The sequence below is a fragment of the Streptomyces sp. NPDC127119 genome, assembly GCF_042677425.1.
Lineage (GTDB): Bacteria > Actinomycetota > Actinomycetes > Streptomycetales > Streptomycetaceae > Streptomyces.
Genome location: NZ_JBHXTO010000025.1, coordinates 38,820 through 57,229 on the forward strand (window position 1 = coordinate 38,820; position 18,410 = coordinate 57,229).

Annotated in this window: 10 protein-coding genes; 1 reads left to right on the forward strand and 9 read right to left on the reverse strand. The window is 73.9% G+C overall.

Features of this window, described 5'->3' with window-relative positions:
• Positions 1 to 101 precede the first annotated feature (101 nt).
• The 3 genes from ACFVH5_RS14455 to ACFVH5_RS14465 form a co-directional block, all read right to left on the reverse strand.
• Complete coding sequence (locus ACFVH5_RS14455; protein ID WP_385833985.1) at positions 102 to 3,008, reverse strand: FtsX-like permease family protein; 2,907 nt, start codon at positions 3,006 to 3,008, stop codon at positions 102 to 104.
• A 64-nt stretch (positions 3,009 to 3,072) separates the two neighbouring features.
• A complete protein-coding gene (locus ACFVH5_RS14460; RefSeq protein WP_385833936.1) occupies positions 3,073 to 6,591 on the reverse strand; it encodes an FtsX-like permease family protein in 3,519 nt (1,172 codons plus the stop codon).
• A 275-nt stretch (positions 6,592 to 6,866) separates the two neighbouring features.
• Positions 6,867 to 7,280, reverse strand: coding sequence for a globin (locus ACFVH5_RS14465; protein WP_107016178.1), 414 nt, complete (start codon positions 7,278 to 7,280; stop codon positions 6,867 to 6,869).
• A gap of 165 nt (positions 7,281 to 7,445) precedes the next feature.
• On the opposite strand from ACFVH5_RS14465, the gene ACFVH5_RS14470 reads away from it, so the two are divergent.
• Positions 7,446 to 8,441 carry a methyltransferase domain-containing protein gene (locus tag ACFVH5_RS14470; protein ID WP_385833938.1) on the forward strand — a complete coding sequence of 332 codons (996 nt, stop codon included), beginning with the start codon at positions 7,446 to 7,448 and terminating at the stop codon, positions 8,439 to 8,441.
• 68 nt (positions 8,442 to 8,509) lie between these two features.
• Here the strand turns inward: ACFVH5_RS14470 and ACFVH5_RS14475 are convergent, their stop codons facing one another.
• The 6 genes from ACFVH5_RS14475 to ACFVH5_RS14500 form a co-directional block, all read right to left on the reverse strand.
• A complete protein-coding gene (locus ACFVH5_RS14475; RefSeq protein WP_385833987.1) occupies positions 8,510 to 9,952 on the reverse strand; it encodes an FHA domain-containing protein in 1,443 nt (480 codons plus the stop codon).
• Between the two features lie 115 nt (positions 9,953 to 10,067).
• Positions 10,068 to 11,414, reverse strand: coding sequence for a VWA domain-containing protein (locus tag ACFVH5_RS14480; RefSeq protein WP_385833939.1), 1,347 nt, complete (start codon positions 11,412 to 11,414; stop codon positions 10,068 to 10,070).
• 155 nt (positions 11,415 to 11,569) lie between these two features.
• A complete protein-coding gene (locus ACFVH5_RS14485) occupies positions 11,570 to 13,114 on the reverse strand; it encodes a protein phosphatase 2C domain-containing protein (RefSeq protein WP_385833940.1) in 1,545 nt (514 codons plus the stop codon).
• Between the two features lie 3 nt (positions 13,115 to 13,117).
• Positions 13,118 to 15,940, reverse strand: coding sequence for a tetratricopeptide repeat protein (locus ACFVH5_RS14490; protein WP_385833942.1), 2,823 nt, complete (start codon positions 15,938 to 15,940; stop codon positions 13,118 to 13,120).
• Positions 15,937 to 17,259 (reverse strand): hypothetical protein, encoded by a 1,323-nt coding sequence (locus tag ACFVH5_RS14495; RefSeq protein ID WP_107016184.1) that lies wholly within the window; start codon positions 17,257 to 17,259, stop codon positions 15,937 to 15,939. The genes ACFVH5_RS14490 and ACFVH5_RS14495 overlap by 4 nt, the downstream gene beginning before the upstream one ends.
• A gap of 124 nt (positions 17,260 to 17,383) precedes the next feature.
• On the reverse strand, positions 17,384 to 18,403 hold the full coding sequence (locus ACFVH5_RS14500) for a glutamate ABC transporter substrate-binding protein (protein ID WP_385833944.1): 1,020 nt from the start codon (positions 18,401 to 18,403) through the stop codon (positions 17,384 to 17,386).
• Positions 18,404 to 18,410 lie beyond the last annotated feature (7 nt).

Below are 18,410 nucleotides of genomic sequence, written 5' to 3' on the forward strand. Positions count from 1 at the left end.
GGTCGTGGTCGTCATCCGGTGGCTCCGGCTGGTCGTGGTCGTCGTCGGGCGACTCTCTTCGAGCGGCATCGAGTGGCCTCGGGAAAGGCCTTCGGGAGGGGTCATCGGGCGTCTCCCGCCCGCAGTTCCCTGACCGAACCCCGTCGTCCGGTCCACCACGCCTGGGCCGCGGCGATGCCTGTGGCGACGAGGAGCACGGCGAGCGCGGGCAGGAGCAGGGACGCCGGGTCAGTGTGCAGCGCGGCGGTGCCGGGGGGAGGGCTGCCGCTGGAGGTGGCGAGGGCCACGGCGGTCAGGTCGACGCCGGGTGCCAGGAGGCGGACCGCCGCCCAGCCCGTCAGGACCCCGCCCACCGCGGCGAGCAGGGCCTGCGGCAGCGCTTCGAGCACGAGCAGCCGACGGCCCTGGCTGCGGGTGAGGCCCATGGTGCGCAACCGGGCCAGCAGGGCGGAGCGTTCGGGAGCGGCGCGTACGAGGGCGAGCAGCAGCGCGAGTACGGCGTAGCCGGAGCCGGCGGCGACCGCCACCGCGTAGACGCGTTCGGCGCCGGACTGGAGAGGGGAGTCGACGTACCGCGCGCGTTCGTCGGCCCGGAGGCGGACGTCGGCCGCGGTGCCCGCGGCCTTGCGCAGGGCGCCCGCGTCCATCCGGTCCCCGGTCAGCAGGAGGGCCGTCGGCCGTGCGGCGACGGCACCGAGGCCGGCGCGGTCCACGACGAGGAACTCGGTTCCCGAGACGGCCGGGGTCAGTTCGCGCACCACGGTGATGCGGACGGTGATGTCGCTGCCGTCCTCCAGGCGCACCGGGAAGGGCTGCGTGCCGAACCGCTCGGCGACGGTGGGGGAGGCGAGGGCGGGCAGCGGGGACTCGACCGACGCGCCGTTCCCGGCGGACTTCGCGGACTCGGTGGGCTTCGCGGACTTCGCCGGCTTCGAGGAGTTCGCGGGCCTCGCGTCCGCCGGTGCCGTCAACTCGCCCGCGGGGAAGGCCCCGAGGTGTGTGCTGCGTGCCAGCCGGGCGTATCCCTCGGGCTCCACGCCCGCCAGGGGTACCGTCTCCACGCCGGTCCCGGGCCTGGCCTGGTAGCCGATGCTCAGCGGTGTGACCTCGCGTACGCCGCGTGCCGAGCGGAGCTGTTCGGGGAGGTCGGCGGGGAGCGCGCCCATCACCTCGACGCGGGCGTCGGCGCCCAGGCTCAGCAGGGCCGCCCGGTCCCGGGCGTCCGCGACGCCCGCGAGGACGGACCCGCCGAACGCGGCCGTGGTGAGGGCCGTCAGCAGGGCGAGCAGGGGCAGCACCGTGGACACGGAGGTGCGGCCCGCGCGGGCCAGGGAGAGATGCCCGACCGCACCGCGCAGCCGGCCCGCGGGACGGGCCAGCCAGCGCAGGGGAAGCGGGTAGAGCCGGACCAGCAGGAGCGCGGCGATCACACCGATCAGGACCGGTGCCAGCGCGACGAGTTGATCACCGGAGCCGGAGGCGGAACCGTCCAGGTCCGCCGGGTCGCCCGAGCCGCCCGCACCGGCGGAACCGCCCGACGTCCCGCGGCTCCGCAGCGCGAACACCGCCGCCGACGCCAGTACCAGCAGGGTGAGTTCGGCGACCGTACGGCGGCGCGAAGGGCGTACGGACGCGAGGTCCTCACGGGCGCCGTGGACCCGTACGGCACGGTGGGTGATCCAGGCGCGCACGGGCAGCATGGCGCAGGCGAGGAGCGCGACCGCGGCGGCCGTCCAGACGGCGTACGACAGGCGGCCGTACGGGACGGCGAGTACGGCTGCCGCGAGGCCGAGCGCGGCGGCCGGTACCGCGACCACCGCCGTCTCGGCGAACAGCCGGGCCGTCAGGCCGCGCAGGGACACGCCCCGGGCGCGCAGCAGGGCGAGTTCGCCGCGGCGGCGGTCGGCGGTGAGGCCGCCCGCCATGAGCAGGACGACGGCCGCGACCGTGGCGCTGCCGAAGGCGGCGACGGCGATCAGGGGGCGGATGCCGGAGCGGAGTCCGGCGTACGAGGCGAGGACGTCGTCGAGGTCGGTGCTCGCGTCGGCCTCCGGATCCGTGAGCGCGCGCACCTTCAGCAGGCCGGGGCCGGACTCCAGCGCGGCGATCGCGCTCGCCAGCCGGGGCAGTCCGCTCGCGGTCAGGGCGGCGGGGGACGGGGCCAGTTGCCAGTAGCGGGCGGGGGCGCCGGGGGTGCCGAGGAGGGCCGGTGCCGCGTCCGGGGCCAGGAGGAGCGCGCCGAGCCAGTAGATGCTCGGTTCCGCGCCCTGGGTCGGCAGTCGTACGAGGGACGGGGTGCGCAGGATGGGCTGGGTCGCCCAGTAGGCGCCCTCCCGGTCGCGCGGGGCGACGATGCCGGTGACGCGTACGGCGAGCGGGGCGCGTTCGACGGCGGGTACGTGGATCACCGCACCGACCTCGATGTGGAGGCTGTCGGCGGTCTCCGTGGTGACCGCGGCCTCCAGTTCCGGCGTCGAGGCGGTGACCGTGCCGCCGGCGCGCGGGAGGCGGCCCTCGCGCAGCCTGGAGTGGTCGGCGAGGCCGTTCTGCGCGGCGAGGGTCATCTGCGCGGGCAGCCCGGTCGGCCGCGGCAGCCACTTCTCCGGCGCTTCGAGGGATTTCGTGGTCCGCACGCCGTACGCGGACTGCCCGGGGTCGGCGACCAGGGGGCGCTCGATCACCTTCAGGATGCTCCGGTACTGCTCGCGCAGGGAGGCCGGGCGCAGGACCGACTCGCGTTCCTGCTGCGTGGCGCCGAGGGAGGGCGGCGGGGCCGACAACTGCACGGAGGTCCTGAGGGCCGTGGCGTCGGCGACCGCCCGGCGCAGACCCGCGTCCTCGTAACGGTCGACGGCACGCGGGAAGGACGCGGCCAGGCAGACGGTCGCCAGCACCAGCAGGGCGAGGGCGACGGCCGCACCGGGTGCGGCGCGCAGCCGGGTGCGGATCCAGGGGGCGACGACGGGGGGTTCGGCATCCCGACGCGTGAAGGTCCGGCGGCGGCCCATCTCACTCACCTCTTTGCCCGTCCCACTCACTTCTCCGCCCGTTTCGCTCTCCTCCCTGCCCATCTCACTCACCTCCCTGTTCGTGCAGCACACGCAGCGACCGCAGCGACGAGGCCGAGTCGCCCCGCCGCAGCGCCAGCACACCGGTCACGATCAGCGGCGCGGCCACCAGGCCCGCCAGCAGGAACGCGACGCGGGCGAGGGGCAGTTCCACCAGTACCTCCGGGACCGGCCGGGTGGCCCGGGACGTCAGCACGATCAACGGAACGACCGCCCGGGTCAGTACCGCTCCCAGCGCCACCCCCACCACCAGGGCCAGCGCCACCAGGACGCCCTGCTCGGCCGCGACCAGCCGGGCCAGCTGGCGGCGGGGCGCCCCCAGCGCGCGGAGCAGCGCGAACTCGGCGCTCCGCTCCCGCAGCGAGCCCGCCGTGCTCACCGCGAAGCCGACCGCGGCCAGCGCGGCGGCGACCACGGAGGCCGCGGCGAACGCCGCCTCCGGCCCCGCCCCGAACGGATCGTCCCGCAGCCGTTCCGCGATCTCGTCGCGCACGACGACCTGCGACGGCTCGACATCGGGCCGCTGCCTCAACTCGGCCGCCACCCGCGCCTCGGCGCCGGGCTCGGTGCGCAGCCACCACTCGGTGGGCGCGACGCTCTCCCCGTACCGCTCCTCCAGCACCCGGTTCACGGAACGCAGATCGACCAGCAGCGCCCCGCCGGAGCTCCGCGCGGTGCCGGAGCCCTCCGTGCCCTCCGTGGTGGGCAGCGCGCGGACGCTCTCCACGATCCGTACGGGGACGGCCGAGCCGCCGAAGGGGACGTCGAGGCGTTCTCCCTCGCGCGCGCCCGCGGCCTTCAGGAAGGCGTCGGTCGCGACGGCCTCGACCTCGGGTGCGGCGGGCCGTTCCGCCTGCAGCCGGATCGTCACCGACGAGGTCTCCCAGGGGGTCTCCCGGGGGATGTAGCCCGTTCCGTAGGTCACGGTCAGCGGGCGCTCGGACGTCACGTCCGGGCTCGTCGGGGTGTTGCCCGCCTTGGGGTCCGCCGTGGTCTGGTTGTTCTCCGACGTCACCTGCCAGGACGGGGGCGACGACAGCGTCCGCCGCGTCCCGTCGGACGTCGTGGCCGTCAACTGCTCGACGGACAGCCGGTGTTCCTCCGCGCGCCCGGTCGGCTGGGACAGGTCCAGCTGCGCCCCGGTCAGCGAGAGGGGTTCGGCGGCCCGGTCGGACGGCGCCTGCTCGGCCTGTGCCAGCTGCACGGTGAGGCGGTGTGCCTTGCCGTCGGCTGGGAGGTCGCCCGCGGACATGCGGTACGGGGTGCCGTAGCGGTCCTCCAGTGTCACGGTCACCTCCGCCGACATCTTGGAGCGGTACGCCGCCGGGCCGGGGGCCGAGGGCTGCGCGCTCGCCCGGATGCGCAGCTCCAGTTCCAGCCGCGTGCTGTCCTTCGGCAGGGTCACGCCCGTCGATCCCGCCCGGCCGGGGCCGAGCCCCGCCAGCAGCGGCCCGGCGGGCCTGTCCGCGAGGTCCCCGCGCAGCAGCATCGCGGCGGCGTCCCCGCTCCCGGAGCCGCCGTCGCCGGAACTGCCTCCGGAGCCGTCGCCGGAGCGGTCACCGGAGCCGTCGCCGGAGTCTGCCCCGGCACCCTCCGTGTCCAGCGCCAGTACCGCGGCCGTCCGGTTGCCGGACAGCGGCAGCGACGTACGCATGGCGGGGGCCGCCCCGCGCACGCCGTCGAGGTCCGCGTACAGCCCGGCCCGGGACAGGCCGTCCTCGCCGCCCGACAGGACCCGAACCGACGTGCCGGCCAGGAAGTCCGCCTGATCGTCCTGCGAGCGGTTCCACGACGCGCCCTGGCCGATCGCGAGCATGCCCATGGCGACGGCGAGGACGAGCAGCAGGACCGGTCCCGCGCCGCGCATCGGGCGGCGGCTGAACTGCCAGCCCGCGAGCGCGGCCGGGAGCCCGCGGCCACCGGCCGCGCGCCGCTCGGCGAGACGGGCCACGGGCGGCATGAGACGCAGGGTGAGGACCGTCCCGGCCAGCAGGGCCAGCGCGGGGGCGGCGACCAGCAGGGGGTCGATGCCGAGCGTGTCCGCGGGCGCCGCCTCCGACCGGCCGGGGCCGGTGGAGCCGACGGCACCGGAGGTCTGCCGGCTCAACTGCCAGTACGCGACGGCCGCGACGACCAGCAGGCCGAGGTCCGCACCGGCCCGTACCGGCGCCGGGAGCGAGCGGGCCCGACCGCCCTCCGCGGTCTCCTCCCGCGCGGTCAGCGCGGGTACGGTCACCGCCAGCGCGCATCCCAGGGCGACCGCGGCAGCCGTCGTCCACACCGCTCCGGCCGTCGCCGAGGTGTCCAGGCGCAGCCCGATCCGGGACAGCGCCCCCTGTCCGGCCAGCAGCCGTGTCAGCGGCCCGGCGAGCAGCGGCGCGCAGACGGCGGCCGGCAGGGCGAGGAGCGAGGCCTCCAGCGCGGCGAGCGCGGCCACCCGCCCGCGTGAGGCGCCGCGTGCCCGCAACAGCCGTGTCTCACCGGCACGTTCGACGCTCAGCAGCCGGGCCACGAGCAGCAGCGCGTAACCGGCGAGCAGGGCGAGCTGGAGCGCGACGATCAGCAGCGTCGAACGGGAGACCAGCAACGACTTCTCGACCCGCTCCAGTTCCTCCGGCAACGAGGTCGTGATGGCCGTGGTGCCGTGCAGCGCGGGCGACTTGAGCAGGGCGCGGGGCCCGGCGGTGGCCGCCTCCCGCAGGGCACCGATCCGCCCGGTCGTCAGCGCCGAGAAGTCGGCGGACGCCAGCCAGGCGGTCGGCCCGGCGCTGACCGGCCGCCCGCTTCCGGAGGCCGCGAGCACCGACGGGTCCGTCAGCAGCGGCCCGTACGTCGTGAAGTCGACCTTGCTGACCCCGCGTCCGTGCAGGTCGTCCAGTTGCCAGTAGGGCGAGGTGACGCGCACGGGCCGGTAGAGGCCGGTCACCAGGATCCGTACCTTCGGGCCGTCGAAACGGTCGACGAGGGTCAGCCGCGTGCCCGGTTCGACCGCCAGCCGGCGGGCGGCGGTCTCGGGAAGGGCCACCTCTATCTCGCGGCCGTCGGCGCGGTCGCCCGGAGCCCGGGGCGCGCGTCCCTCGACCGTCCGCACCTGGGAGGGGTCCAGCGCCGCGAAGTGCGTGAGGTCCGGGTCCTTCGAGCGGGCGGCGGGTTCCTGCAGCGACCTCGGCAGGGCGTAGGGCCCCGACCGGGTCAGCGTCCGCAGCGTCACGGGCAGCCCGTCGAAGGTGCGCCCGGCCCCGTCCCGTACGGCCCGGTCGGCGGCCTCGCGCTCCGCCGCGGGGACGTCGGCCTTGACGATCAGCGTCGTGGCCGCGGCGCTCTGCGTAGCCGCGCTGGCCGCCCCGGGCGCGGTGCCCTCCTGGTCGGCCTGGTCCGTCGTGGTCGCCGACGTGTCGAGGAGCGAGTGCCGCAGCGCCGCGTCGCCGATCGCACCCGAGTACGCGGTCAGGGTCGCCAGCACGGCCGTCGTCAGCAGGACGGTGAGCAGCGCGGCGGTCAGCAGCAAACGATGCGCTCGCACACGCAGTAGGACGAACCCCGTCACCCGGCCCCCCGCCGTATCGCCGGACTTCCCGGATCTTCGACGATGTTGTCAGAGGTGAGGGGGCGCGGGTAAGCGCTTGAGGACCGGGTTTGACCGGATCGTGACCGGAATCCGGCGACGCGCGACCGGAATCCGCGCGTCAGCCGGGGTGGTTGAGCCCAAGACAGGTGCTGCTGTGCCGCCGGGTAAGGGCGTTGCTGTTCAACCCGAGGTGTTCACCATCGAATCAGCCTCAGGTGTTCGCCATCGAATCAGCCCTCGGTGTTCACCATCGAAGCCGCCGCGTACGTCAGGTAGTTCCACAGCGTGTGCTCGTGCTCCTCGGAGAGGCCGAGCTCGTCGACGGCGACCCGCATGTGCTTCAGCCAGGCGTCGTGCGCAGCCCGGTCGACCGCGAAGGGGGCGTGCCGCATCCGCAGCCGGGGGTGACCGCGGTTCTCGCTGTACGTGGTCGGACCGCCCCAGTACTGGATCAGGAACAGCGTGAAGCGCTCCTCGGCCGGGCCCAGGTCCTCCTCGGGGTACATGGGCCGCAGCAGCGGATCCCCGGCGACACCCTCGTAGAACCGGTGCACCAGGCGCCGGAAGGTCTCCTCGCCGCCGACCTGCTCGTAGAAGGTCTGCTCCTGAAGCGTGCCGCGCCGAATCTCTTTCACACCGTCCATGGTCTCAGACGGGCCGACCGAGGACTCAAGACTTAGGACCACCGGGGAATCGGCCGGATCGAACCGGCTGGATCGTAGGGGCCGGTTCCTGAATCGAAGGGGCCGGTTCCGGATCGGGCGGCGCCGGCGCTCGCCTCCCGGCCCGTCCCGCAGCACAGTGGAGGCATGAGCACGTACGCGGTCGACCACGGGCTCGACGACCTCGCCGCCACGGCGCGGGCGGCGCTGGTGCGCGAGATCGACGCGAGCGGGGCCTGGGACGCCGACCCGGTCTGGCGGGCGGCCTTCGGGGCCGTCCCGCGCCACCTCTTCGTGCCGTACTACTACGTGGGCGCGGGCGGCCCGCGGGGCGGCTACGAGCGCAGATGGGGTGAGGACCCCAGCGCGCGCCGACGCGAGGAGTGGCTGCGCGGGGCGTACGCGGACACCCCGCTGGCCACACGCATGCGCGACGGCGAGCTGCTGTCGTCCAGCAGCCAGCCGTCCCTGATGGCGAAGATGCTGGCCGAGCTGGCGGTACGGGACGGTGACGCGGTCCTGGAGATCGGCGCGGGCACCGGCTACAACGCGGCGCTGCTCTCGTACCGGCTGGGCGACGAGCTGGTCACCACGGTCGACCTGGACCCGGAGATCACGGAGTCCGCCCGGCGGCACCTGGCCGCCGCGGGCCGCCGACCGGCCGTCGTCACCGGCGACGGGGCGCGCGGCTGCCCCGAGCGAGCCCCCTTCGACCGTGTCGTCGCCACCTGCGCGCTGAACACCGTCCCGCGACCCTGGCTCGCCCAGTGCCGTCCCGGCGCCCGGATCCTCGCCCCGCTCGCCACCGGCCTGATCGCCCTGCGGGTACGGGACGCCGGGCACGCCGAAGGCCGCTTCCTGCACACGTCCGCCTACTTCGTGCCCCTGCGCGGCGGCACCCGGACCGAGCCCGAGGCCCCTGACGTGCGCCTCTCCGGTCTGCCGCGCCGGGCCAGGGAGCACGAGCTGCTGCGCTTCCTGCTGACCCTGACGGCGGGCGGCCTCACCTCGGACGAGGCGCACGCGCTGTGGGAGCACGGGGGCTGGCCGGCGCGCGAGCGGTACGGGATCACGGTCGCCGGCGACCGCGCGTGGGCGTGGCTGGACGACCCCGGGGGGCGGTACACCTGGCCGCTGCCGTGACCGCCGCCCGGTGACTGCTTTCCGGTGTCCGGTGACCGCTACCCGCCGCCGTACCGCGCCCGAAGTGCCTAGCCCCGCCTGATCGTGATCGTCGTCCAGGCGCCCACGTGCACGCGGTCGCCGTCCAGGAGCGGGACGGGGACGAACGGCTGGATGGGGTCCTCGGCGCCGTTGACCGTGGTGCCGTTGGTGGAGTTCTGGTCGACGACCGCCCAGCTGCTGTCCGGCTGCTGCACGAGCACCGCGTGCTGGTGCGAGACGCCCGGGTCCTCCGGCGGCACCGACAGATCGATGTCCGGGGTGTCGCCCGTGGAGTGGCGGCGACGGCCGATCGTGATCTGGTTGCCGCTGAGCGGACGCTGCTGTTCCGGCGAGTACGCGGGCAGGTTCAGCCCCGCGGCCTCCGGTCCGGAGCGTTGCATCATCGCCATGAAGTACTCACGGTCGGGCCCGATCGTGATGCTCCACGACGACGACTGCTGGGGCTGTTGCGGCTGTTGCTGGTACCCGGCGGGCGCCTGCGTCGAGCCGGCCTGCGGGTAGCCGTAACCGCCACCGGGGCCACCGGGTGCGGGCGGGCCGCCGGGGCTGCCGGGCGCCGGCGGGGAGATCACCCAGTCGTCCGCGCCGCCGCCGAAGGACGGACCGCCCGGCGCCTGCGGACGCCCGGTCTCCGGCGGATACGCGGTCTCCTGCTGATACGAGGGCGGACCGGGCCGGCCCGGCTGTCCGGGAGGACCGGGCTGCTGGAACCCCTGGGGGCCGCCGGGACCACCGGGGCCGCCAGGACCGTTCGGACCACCGGGACCGTTCGGACCGCCGTACCCACCCTGCCCGCCGGGGCCGGGGCCGCCGTACCCGCCAGGGCCGCCGGGGCTGGTGCCCCCGGGACCGGGCGGTGCCGGTACCGGTCGTGACGGATCACCGGGGAAGCCCGAGGGGTCCTCGCCGTAGGGCGGGATCGGTTCCGCGGGCCGGTTCATCTGGGAGGGCCGGGAACCCTGGTAGTCGAAGCCGCCGTGGGTCGGTCCTGACGGCCCGGGAGGCGGCTGCTGCTGGAAGCGGAGCGCCGGGTTCTGTCCGCCGGGACCCGCACCCGGACCGCCGGGACCCGCACCCGGACCGCCGGGACCCGGACCGCCGGGACCCGGACCGCCGGGACCCGGACCGCCGGGACCGGGCCCCGGTGGACGTGGCGCGGCGGGGGTGTACGAGGTCGCGGTGTTCGTCAGGAAGTTCCACCGGCACTCCTCGCAGAACGGCGCCCCGCCCTCGCGCGGGGTGCGGCACTGCGGGCACAGCTCCGCCTCGGGCGCCGGGTCGGGCACCGCGGAGAGGTGGGGCCGGCCGCCCTGGCCGGGCGGCGGCTGCGTACCGGGCGGGGGATAGCCATAACCGGCCGCCGGGGGCGGCGGCGGAGGTGGCGGGGGCACGGCACCGGCCATGCGGTGACCGCAGACCTCGCACCAGTCGTCGGAACCCGACTGGTGTCCGTTCGGGCAGGTCGGCATGTCGGCGCTTCCCCCTCTCATGTCCGGCCCACCGGGGACCGTAAATCGTGCAGAACGGCGTGCGTGATGCTCGCGTTTCGCTACGCAACTGTGCGCGCAGTGCGTGTGCGCTGCGCTACTTCTTTACACGAACAGTCTTTGTGGACCGTGTTTCGAGAGTCATCTCGTCGGCCTCCGCGACCTTCGCCTTCAATCGCACAGTACCCGCCGCGGCATCGACCACGTCCACCACCTTCGCAAGCAGTTTCGCCGTATCCGCGTTTCCGGAGGCACTCGCGAGCTGAACCGCGCGGCCCAGTTTGGCTGTTGCCCCGTCGGCATCTCCCGCTTTACGGGCATCCAGGCCCTGTTGGATGACTTGCGCCAGTTCCGCCTGACCCGTGTAGTGCGCGACCTGCGGATTGATCGACGTGGACGCCGTCATGTCGTCGGTCCACACGGCCCGTACGAGGCCCTGTGCGCCCAGGGTCTGGGCGGTGCCGTCGCCGTGCGGGATCACCAGGGAGACCCGGGCGGCGAGCATCTCCTGCCCGAGGCCGGCCTCGGGCACCTCCACGCACACGTGGTAGTCGCGGGACTCGTCGCCCCAGGAGCCCGTGGGGTAGTCCCCGGCGCGCGGGCCCGCCTCGGTACGGCGGTCGGTCAGCGGCTCGACCGTCGGCGCGACCTGCTTGACGAACTTGATGGAGGTGCCGACCGGGGTCCACAGCCGCAGCGCCACGTCCGCGACCTCCTTGCCCATGGCCGTCTCCATCATCTGCGTGAAGTCGGCGGACAGGCCCGCCGGATCGGCCACGATGTCGGCGGTGCCGAGCAGCGCGGACGCGATCCCCGTGACTTCTTTCACTTCCCAGTCCGTGCCGACGCCCCGGGCGTCCGCGGTGAAACGGCCGGCGCAGGCGTCCAGGGCGGCCTTGAGGTCCTCGGGCGACTCGTGTTCGTTGCGGCCGTCGGTGAGCACGATGCCGTGCCGGATGGTGACGTCCGCCGAGGACAGCAGCCGGTCGGCCAGCTTCAGCCAGGTGCCGATCGCGGTCCCGCCGCCCGCGCTGAGCTTGCGCAGCGACTGCTTGGCCTGCTCACGGGTCCGGGCGTCGGCGACGGCCAGTTCACCGTTGCCCGGGTAGACCTCCTTGGCCACGTGCGTCCCGCCGATGACCGCGAAGTGCACGCCGTCCCGCAGGGCGTCGATCGCGGCGGCCGTCGCGTCCCTGGCGCCGCGCATCTTGGTCGGCGGGTAGTCCATGGACCCGGAACAGTCGACCATGATCGCCACGGCCGCGTCCGGGCTCTCTCCCGGTGTGTACAGATGGGGTGCCGCGACGGCACTCCCGACCGTGCCGCCGCCGGTGGAGGTGACCGTCACGATCGCGTTGACCTCGCGGCCCCCCTCCGGCAGGTACTCGTTCTGGTAGACCTCCACCGAGAACTGCGGCACGTTCGACTTCGAGAAATTGGCCATGCGTTCTCTGCTCCCCCTCAGGACTCCCACAGGTGGTGGGTGATGTCGGTAGGCGGACCGGTCCCCTCCGGCCCCGACCGGGCCGAGGCCCCTGCGCTCTCCCGGTCGTCCCTACCGTCGCTGCCGTCTCTACCGTTTCGTACCGCTTGGGCCTCTTAGGCCGATCCTGCCCCTTGTTGCGGTGCCGGGAACGGAAGCACGGCCACTGTTACGTTGTCGTGGCCCCCGCCGTCCAGGGCGTGGCCCACCAGGACCTGGGCGCTGTGCAGCGGCCGGTCGGCGGCGTCGGCCGGGATGACCTCGGCCATCTCCTCGGCGCCCTCGGCGTAGTTCCACAGTCCGTCGGTGCACACCACGACCACACCGGGCCGGTCCGGCTTGAAGGAAGCGGTGTGCGGCTCCAGTTCGTACGAGTCCGCCCCGAGCCAGCCCGTGATGGCGTGGGCGCGGTCGTCCGCGTACGCCTCGGCCTCGCTCATCAGGCCCGCGGCGACCATCTGGGCCGCCCAGGAGTCGTCCTCCGTGAGCCGGGCGGGCGGTGCCGACCGGTCGACGGGCACCCAGTAGACGCGGCTGTCGCCGACCCAGCCGACGACCAGCAGGGTGGGGGTGACGACGGCGCCGACGAGCGTGCACGCCGGGGCGTTCACATGCGGCTGATGCTCCTGGGACGGGGCGGCGGGGTCCGCGAGGGAGTTGACCGCCTCGGCGGCGGCGAGGATCGCGTCGTGCATGGCCTGCTGCGGGTGCGTGCCGCAGGGCAGGGCGGCGAGCAGCGACTCGTTCGCGGTGCGGGAGGCGGCCAGGGAGGCCTCGTCGGGGCGGGTCGCCGAGGAGACGCCGTCGCAGACGATCGCGACGACCGCGGGCGAACCGTCGGGCAGCGCGGTCGCGGACACGGTGAACGCGTCCTCGTTGCGGTGGTGGCGCAGCCCGCGGTCGCTGACCGCGGCGACCGCGTCCAGCTCCTGCTCCATGTGGTCGCGTTCGCGCGGCTGCGCGTGGCCGCAGTTCTCGCAGTAGCCGTCCCGGTCGACCTGGCCCGCGCGGCACGCCACGCAGACCTTCAGACCGGCGGCGGGCGTCACGAGGTCGGCCGTCCGCGGGTCGGCGGGCGACGCCTCGATCGTGGGCACCTCGACGGTCGGCATCTCGTCCGCCGGGATCTCGGGAGGCAGCGGGGCGGCGAGCGGGTACTCGTCCGGCTCGGCCGCGGCGCGGGCCGGCGGCTGGTCATGCCCCTGCCCTCGTCCCTGGGCCTGCGACTGCGGTCGCGCATGCGGCTGGGCGGGCGAGGGGGGCTGCGACCGTTCCGGTGGCAGGGCGGACGACTGCGCGTGCGGTGGTACGGGCGACCCGGCGGGGCGGTCGAAGCGCACACCGGGGCTGTCGGAGCCACCCGACTCGCGGCCCTCGATGTCCGCCGGCAGCACCACGGCCGCCGGTGTGCCCGAGCTGTCGGCCTCGGGCGCGACGGGCCAGTCCACGGCGGTCACCGGGGCCACGGGCGCCGCGGGGGCCACCCCGGCCACGGCTGAGGGCGGCCGTGGCGCCGAGCCGTTCATGGTGATCGTGGGACGGTCGTCCGGCGGCGCGGGCACGGCCGACAGGTCGTAGCCGCACGCACCGCAGAAGCGGTCTCCCGACTCCAGCGGTTCCTCACAGCTGGGGCAGGCGGCCAGTTGGGGCATCTGCGACATGAATTACACCCACGTCCGGGGGCGGTAGCGGTTGGCGCGCTCCACCAGATCGATCCTCTCCTCGCCACCCTGGGCGAGCCGGGCCAAGGTCCGGTACGAACGCTCCAGTCCGAAGCGCAGGCCCCGCTCGTCCAGGTCACTGCCGAGCAGTACGGTCCGCGCACCCGTGTTCGACGGGGCGGAACCCTGGATACCGGAGAGTACCCAGTCCAGGGCGCAGCCAAGGACCTCTGTGGACAACTGCTCGCGGCGCACCGCGTCCAGGCCGTACCCGTCCAGTGCCTCGACCTGGGCCGCGGCCGAGGTCAGGTCGTCCAGGAACGGCGCCACAGGGCCCTCAGAAGTCCCAGGAGTCACCGGGGCCCCTGGAGCCCCGATTGGAGCGCCCGGTGCTCCCGGCGGGCGCGGAGCGGCCTCGGCCAGGCGCTGCCGCAGCCGCGCCCGGACCGCGGCGACCCGGGCCGCCGTGTAGTGGATCGAGGACTCCGGCACCGACTCCAGCGTCCGTACGGCGCCGGTGCGGTCGCCCGCCGCGAGCTGGACGCGCGCCAGGCCGAACGCGGCGCTGACATAGCTCGGGTCGGTCGTCCACACCAGCCGGTAGTACTCGGCGGCGTTGTCCAGCTGTCCGAGGACCTCCGCGCACAGGCCGAGGGCCAGCTTGGGCGCGGGCTCACCCGGGAACGCGTCGTAGATCGCGTCGAAGGACACCGCCGCCACCTCGTGGTCGCCGGCCGCGAGCGCGGCGACGCCCCGGTACCAGACGACCCGCCAGTCGTCGGGGTGGTCGCTCTCCAGCGTTTCGAGCGCCCTGGTCGCCTGGTCGAGCTCGCCCAGCTCCAGGCGGGCCCGCAGCTCGCGCAGCCGCAGCTCGGGGGAGCCGGCGGGCGCCGACCGCAGGGCGCTGATCAGCTCCCCGGGCGCGGACGTCATGAGGCCGGCCAGGAAGCCCGCGTTCGGATCGCCGGGGTCGACATGGGGGACCGGGAGCGCGAGCGAGGCGGCCGAGGTGTTGAGCGGTTTCACGAGGGAGGCCGGAGCGGGCGCCAGAAGAGGGGAACCGTTTGCCCCCGCACCCGTACCTGCACCTGCCCCCGCCCCCGTACCTGCCCCCGTCCGCGTCCCGGGTGAGCCGTTCGCTCCCGCCGTCAGCTGCGGCGAACCGTTCGTTCCGGCCGTCGGAGCCGGTGATCCGTACGCTCCGGCAGGCAGCCGCGGTGATCCGTTCGCCCCGGCCGTCACGGCCGGCGCGCCCTTCCTCCCCCGCCTTCCCCGCTTCTCCCGTACGGGCTCCACCCGTACGCCCAGCCGCGACACGTCGCCGCTCAGCTTGCCGAACAACTCCGTGTCCGTGACCTTCAGTTCGGGTCCGAACAGGGTGGACAGCGCGGGCCGCGCCCGGCCCGTCTGCATGGAGACGACCTCGCGCAGCACGCCCGTGAGCTGCTCGGCCATCTCCTGCGCGGAGGCGAACCTGCGGGCCGGGTCGGGGTCGGTGGCCCGGACGAGCAGCCGGTAGAACGACTCGTAGGTGCGGAAGACCTCGATGTTGTCGGGGTCGGGCAGGGAGTCCACGAACACGTTCGTGTAGCCCTGGAAGTCGAAGGTCATCACGGCCAGGGTGCGGGCGACCGTGTACAGGTCGGAGGCGACCGAGGGGCCGACGTCGGCGACCTCCGGGGCCTGGTAGCCGACCGTGCCGTAGATGGCCGACTCGTCGTCGTCCATCCTGCGCACCGCGCCCATGTCGATCAGCTTGAGCTGGTCCTCGGTCTGTATCGCGTTGTCGACCTTGAAGTCGCAGTACAGGAGGTTGCGGCTGTGCAGATGGCCGAGCGCCTCCAGCGCCTCGATGCCGTACGCGCAGGCCTGCTCCACCGGCAGCGGGTCACGCTTGCCGGTCGCGGTGCGGCGGTCGTTGGCGATCTCCTTGAGGGACTTTCCGCCGACGTACTCCATGACGATGTAGCCGTCGAGGGAGCCGGTGCGCTGGTCTAGGTGCTCCACGAAGTTGTAGATCCGCACGATGTTCGAGTGCTCGATCTCGGCGAGGAAGCGGCGCTCGGAGATCGCGGCGGCCATGGCGTCCTGGTCGCCCGTGTCGAGGAGGCCCTTGAGGACCACCCAGCGGTCGGACACCGCCCGGTCCACGGCGAGATAGACCCAGCCGAGCCCGCCGTGCGCCAGACAGCCCATGACCTCGTACTGGCCGTGCACGATGTCGCCGGTCTGCAGCTTCGGCACGAACGAATACGGGTGGCCGCACTTGGTGCAGAAACCCTCCGTACGGCCGGACCGCTCCCCGCGCGAACGCCCCACCGGCGCCCCGCAGTCGGACCGCGAGCAGAATCGCTTCCGCTCCGGAACCTCGGGGTTCTCCTGCACCATCGCGCGCGGATCGGGCCGCGGCACGTCCGGCACCTGTACGAGGCCGACGCCGAGCCGGCCGCGGCTGGAGGACCCGGCCGCCGAACCGGAGCTGCGCACCGACACCGAACGGCCCGTCGACCGCCCCGAGACGGCCCGCGAGAGGCGGCCCGACACCGAACGCCGGGACTGCGCGGAACGTGACGTGGAGCGGGCGGACGCACGGGAGCCGGAGCGTGAACTCCCGCTGCCCGAACCGCGGGAGCCCCTGCCGCCCGCCGTGATCCCGGTCGGCGGCGAACCCACCATACCGGTCGACGAGACGACCGGCGCCAGACCGCAGGTGTCGCAGTACAGCTCGCCGCCGCCCATGTCCTCGTACGAGCCGGGGCAGCCGGGCCGCTGACACTGTTTCTGCTGACTCTCCTGACTCGGCCGGCTTTCGTTCGGCTGACTCATGACTCCCCCCTCCGGTCCTGTGGCCCGCCGTCCCCGGGGACCCTCGGCACCAGTACTTCGGCGGCTGCCTGCTGGTAGCGCAGCACCGCCTGTTCCGCCACGCGCAAGTCGCAGGGCGCACTCCACAGCATGCGGCGCGCCGCGTCGTACCGCTCCACCAGCAGCGGATCCTCGGCGAAGCCGAGCCGGGCGACCTTCGCCTTGTACGCGTCGAGCCGGCCGCGCAGCTCCGCGCGGACCGCGAGCGGCGCGGTGACCGCGGTCAACGACTCGCGGGCGCGCAGCAGTTCGTCCTCGGCCTTCTCCTCCAGGGACTCCAGCAGGGGCGACAGGCGGTGCCACTGCGCGTGCCTGCGGTACTCGGAGGCCATGGCCAGCTGTTCCTGCAGCGCGGTCGGCGGGCCGCTCACCGCGGGCACCTCGGAGGCGGCGATCTTCGCCAGCACCTCGCCGCGCGCGCTCCTCGCCTCGGCCAGCGTGCGGTCCGCGCGGCTCAGCACGTCCCGCAGCCGCACCAGCCGTGCCTCCGCGTCCTGCCGCACGGTGAGCACGGCGTCGATCTCGCGGCGCACCTCTTCCAGGGCGCGCGCCTCGCGGTCGTAGCGCGTGGTGTCGGGACGACCGCCGCCCGGCGCCGAACTCCCCTGCGCGGGGGCCCAGAAGGCCAGCGGGTCGGACACCACCTGCTCGCGCAACGACGTCAGGGTGCGGGTGATCCGCTCCAGGTCGTCGCCCGAGGGGTGCTCACCGGGCCGTACGCCCACGGAGTGCGCGAGCCTGCGGGTGCGCTGCAGCTCGGCGGCCAGTAAATCTATCCGCGCGGGCAGGGCCGACCAGACGGCGTCGGCCGTGACGACCATGTCCAGCGAGGTCGCGTACAACTCGTTCATCCGCTCGACCAGTTCGGCGAGGGTGAAGCGTTCGCTCAGTCGGCCCGTGCCCGCCATCGTGGGCGCGGCGGCCGTCGCGGAGGCGCTGCCGGCCACCGTGACGCTCTCGCCGCGCAGCAGTTCCGTCAGTTCCACGAGGTCGTCGCGGCTGGACCAGCGTCTGCGGGAGCGGATCTCGCGGGCGGAGCGCAGCGCGTCGGCGTACGCGTCGAAGTAGGACCAGAGCAGGGTGATCGACGCCTCGGCGGTGCCCCAGCGCTCCTTGGTGGTGCCCGTCAGCTCGGCGCCTTCGAGGAGTCTGCGGCCCGCGTGGTCCTGGAGGGCGAGGAGCGAGGTCTCGATGGCCTCGTGCTCCGCGCCGAGCCGCGCCAGCGCACGGTCCACCTCGTCCCGGTCCAGTACCGGCCCGGATGGTCCCGCGACGCCCATCGATCACCCCTCGTTTCCTGTTGCCCGCGCTGGTCTGTCCTGTACCGCTCGTCCCGCGCCGCTCGTCTCGTCGTCCCGGTGCGAAATCATCCGCGTCATCCGTGGAACTACGGGAGTGTCATGGTCATTTGTACTGGACCGGGGGTGGCCCGGACGACTCACCGAGGCTCTCGGCGAGCCACTTGTCGTACGACGTCTGCCACCCGTCCTTGCGGTAGTCCACGAGGATCTGGTTGACCCGGCGCACCAGGTCGTCGGTGCCCTTCTTCATCGCCACGCCGTAGAACTCGTCCGTGAACGGCTTGCCCTTGAGACCGACCGTCGGGTCCTGTGCGGCCTGGCTCGCGGCGAGCGCCCCGTCGGTCACCACGGCGTCCGCCTCACCGAGCTGCAGCCGTACCAGACAGTCGAGTTGGTTCGGCACGGTGCGGTCCCTGAACTTGGCGGACGCCGGGAGGGTGCCGTCCCCGTCGGCCGCGTCCAGTGCGTCGAAGGCGGTCGAGCCCTTCGCCGTGCAGATCCGTTTGCCCGCCAGGGACTTGTCGAGTCCGGTGATGTCCGACTTCTTCGGGGCGAGCACCTGCTGGCCGGTCTCGAAGTACGGCGAGGAGAAGGCGACCTGTTCCAGCCGCTTGCAGTTGATCGTCATGGTGCGTACCACCATGTCGACCTTTTCGTCCTGGATCGCCGGGATGCGCTGATCGGTGGGGATGGCCCGGAAGCGGATGTTGTTCGGCTTGTCTCCGACGATCTTGTTCGCGATCTCGTGCGCGAGGTCGATGTCGAAGCCCTCCAGCTCGGCATTGTCCGACTCGCTGTTCGGGTCGCGGTAGCCGAAGCGGTAGCTGTTCTGGTCGACGCCGACGATCAGGTAGCCGCGCTCCTTGATCTTCTGGACCGTCTTGCCGTTCTGGTCGCCCGAGGACGGCGACAGGCTCTGCTTCTCGGGGTCGGGGCACTTCTCCGGAGCCCTGACCTGGTCGCCCCTGGCCGTGCCCGGCGCGGCGAGGTCCTCGGCGTCGTCCCCGCGTGACTGGGTCACCGGCAGCAGCAGTGCGAAGACCACCGCCAGGGCACAGACGACCGCCATGGCCGCCACACCGCCCCAGCCCCTCAGGCTGGCCCGCAGACGTCGCGCGTTCATCGTCATG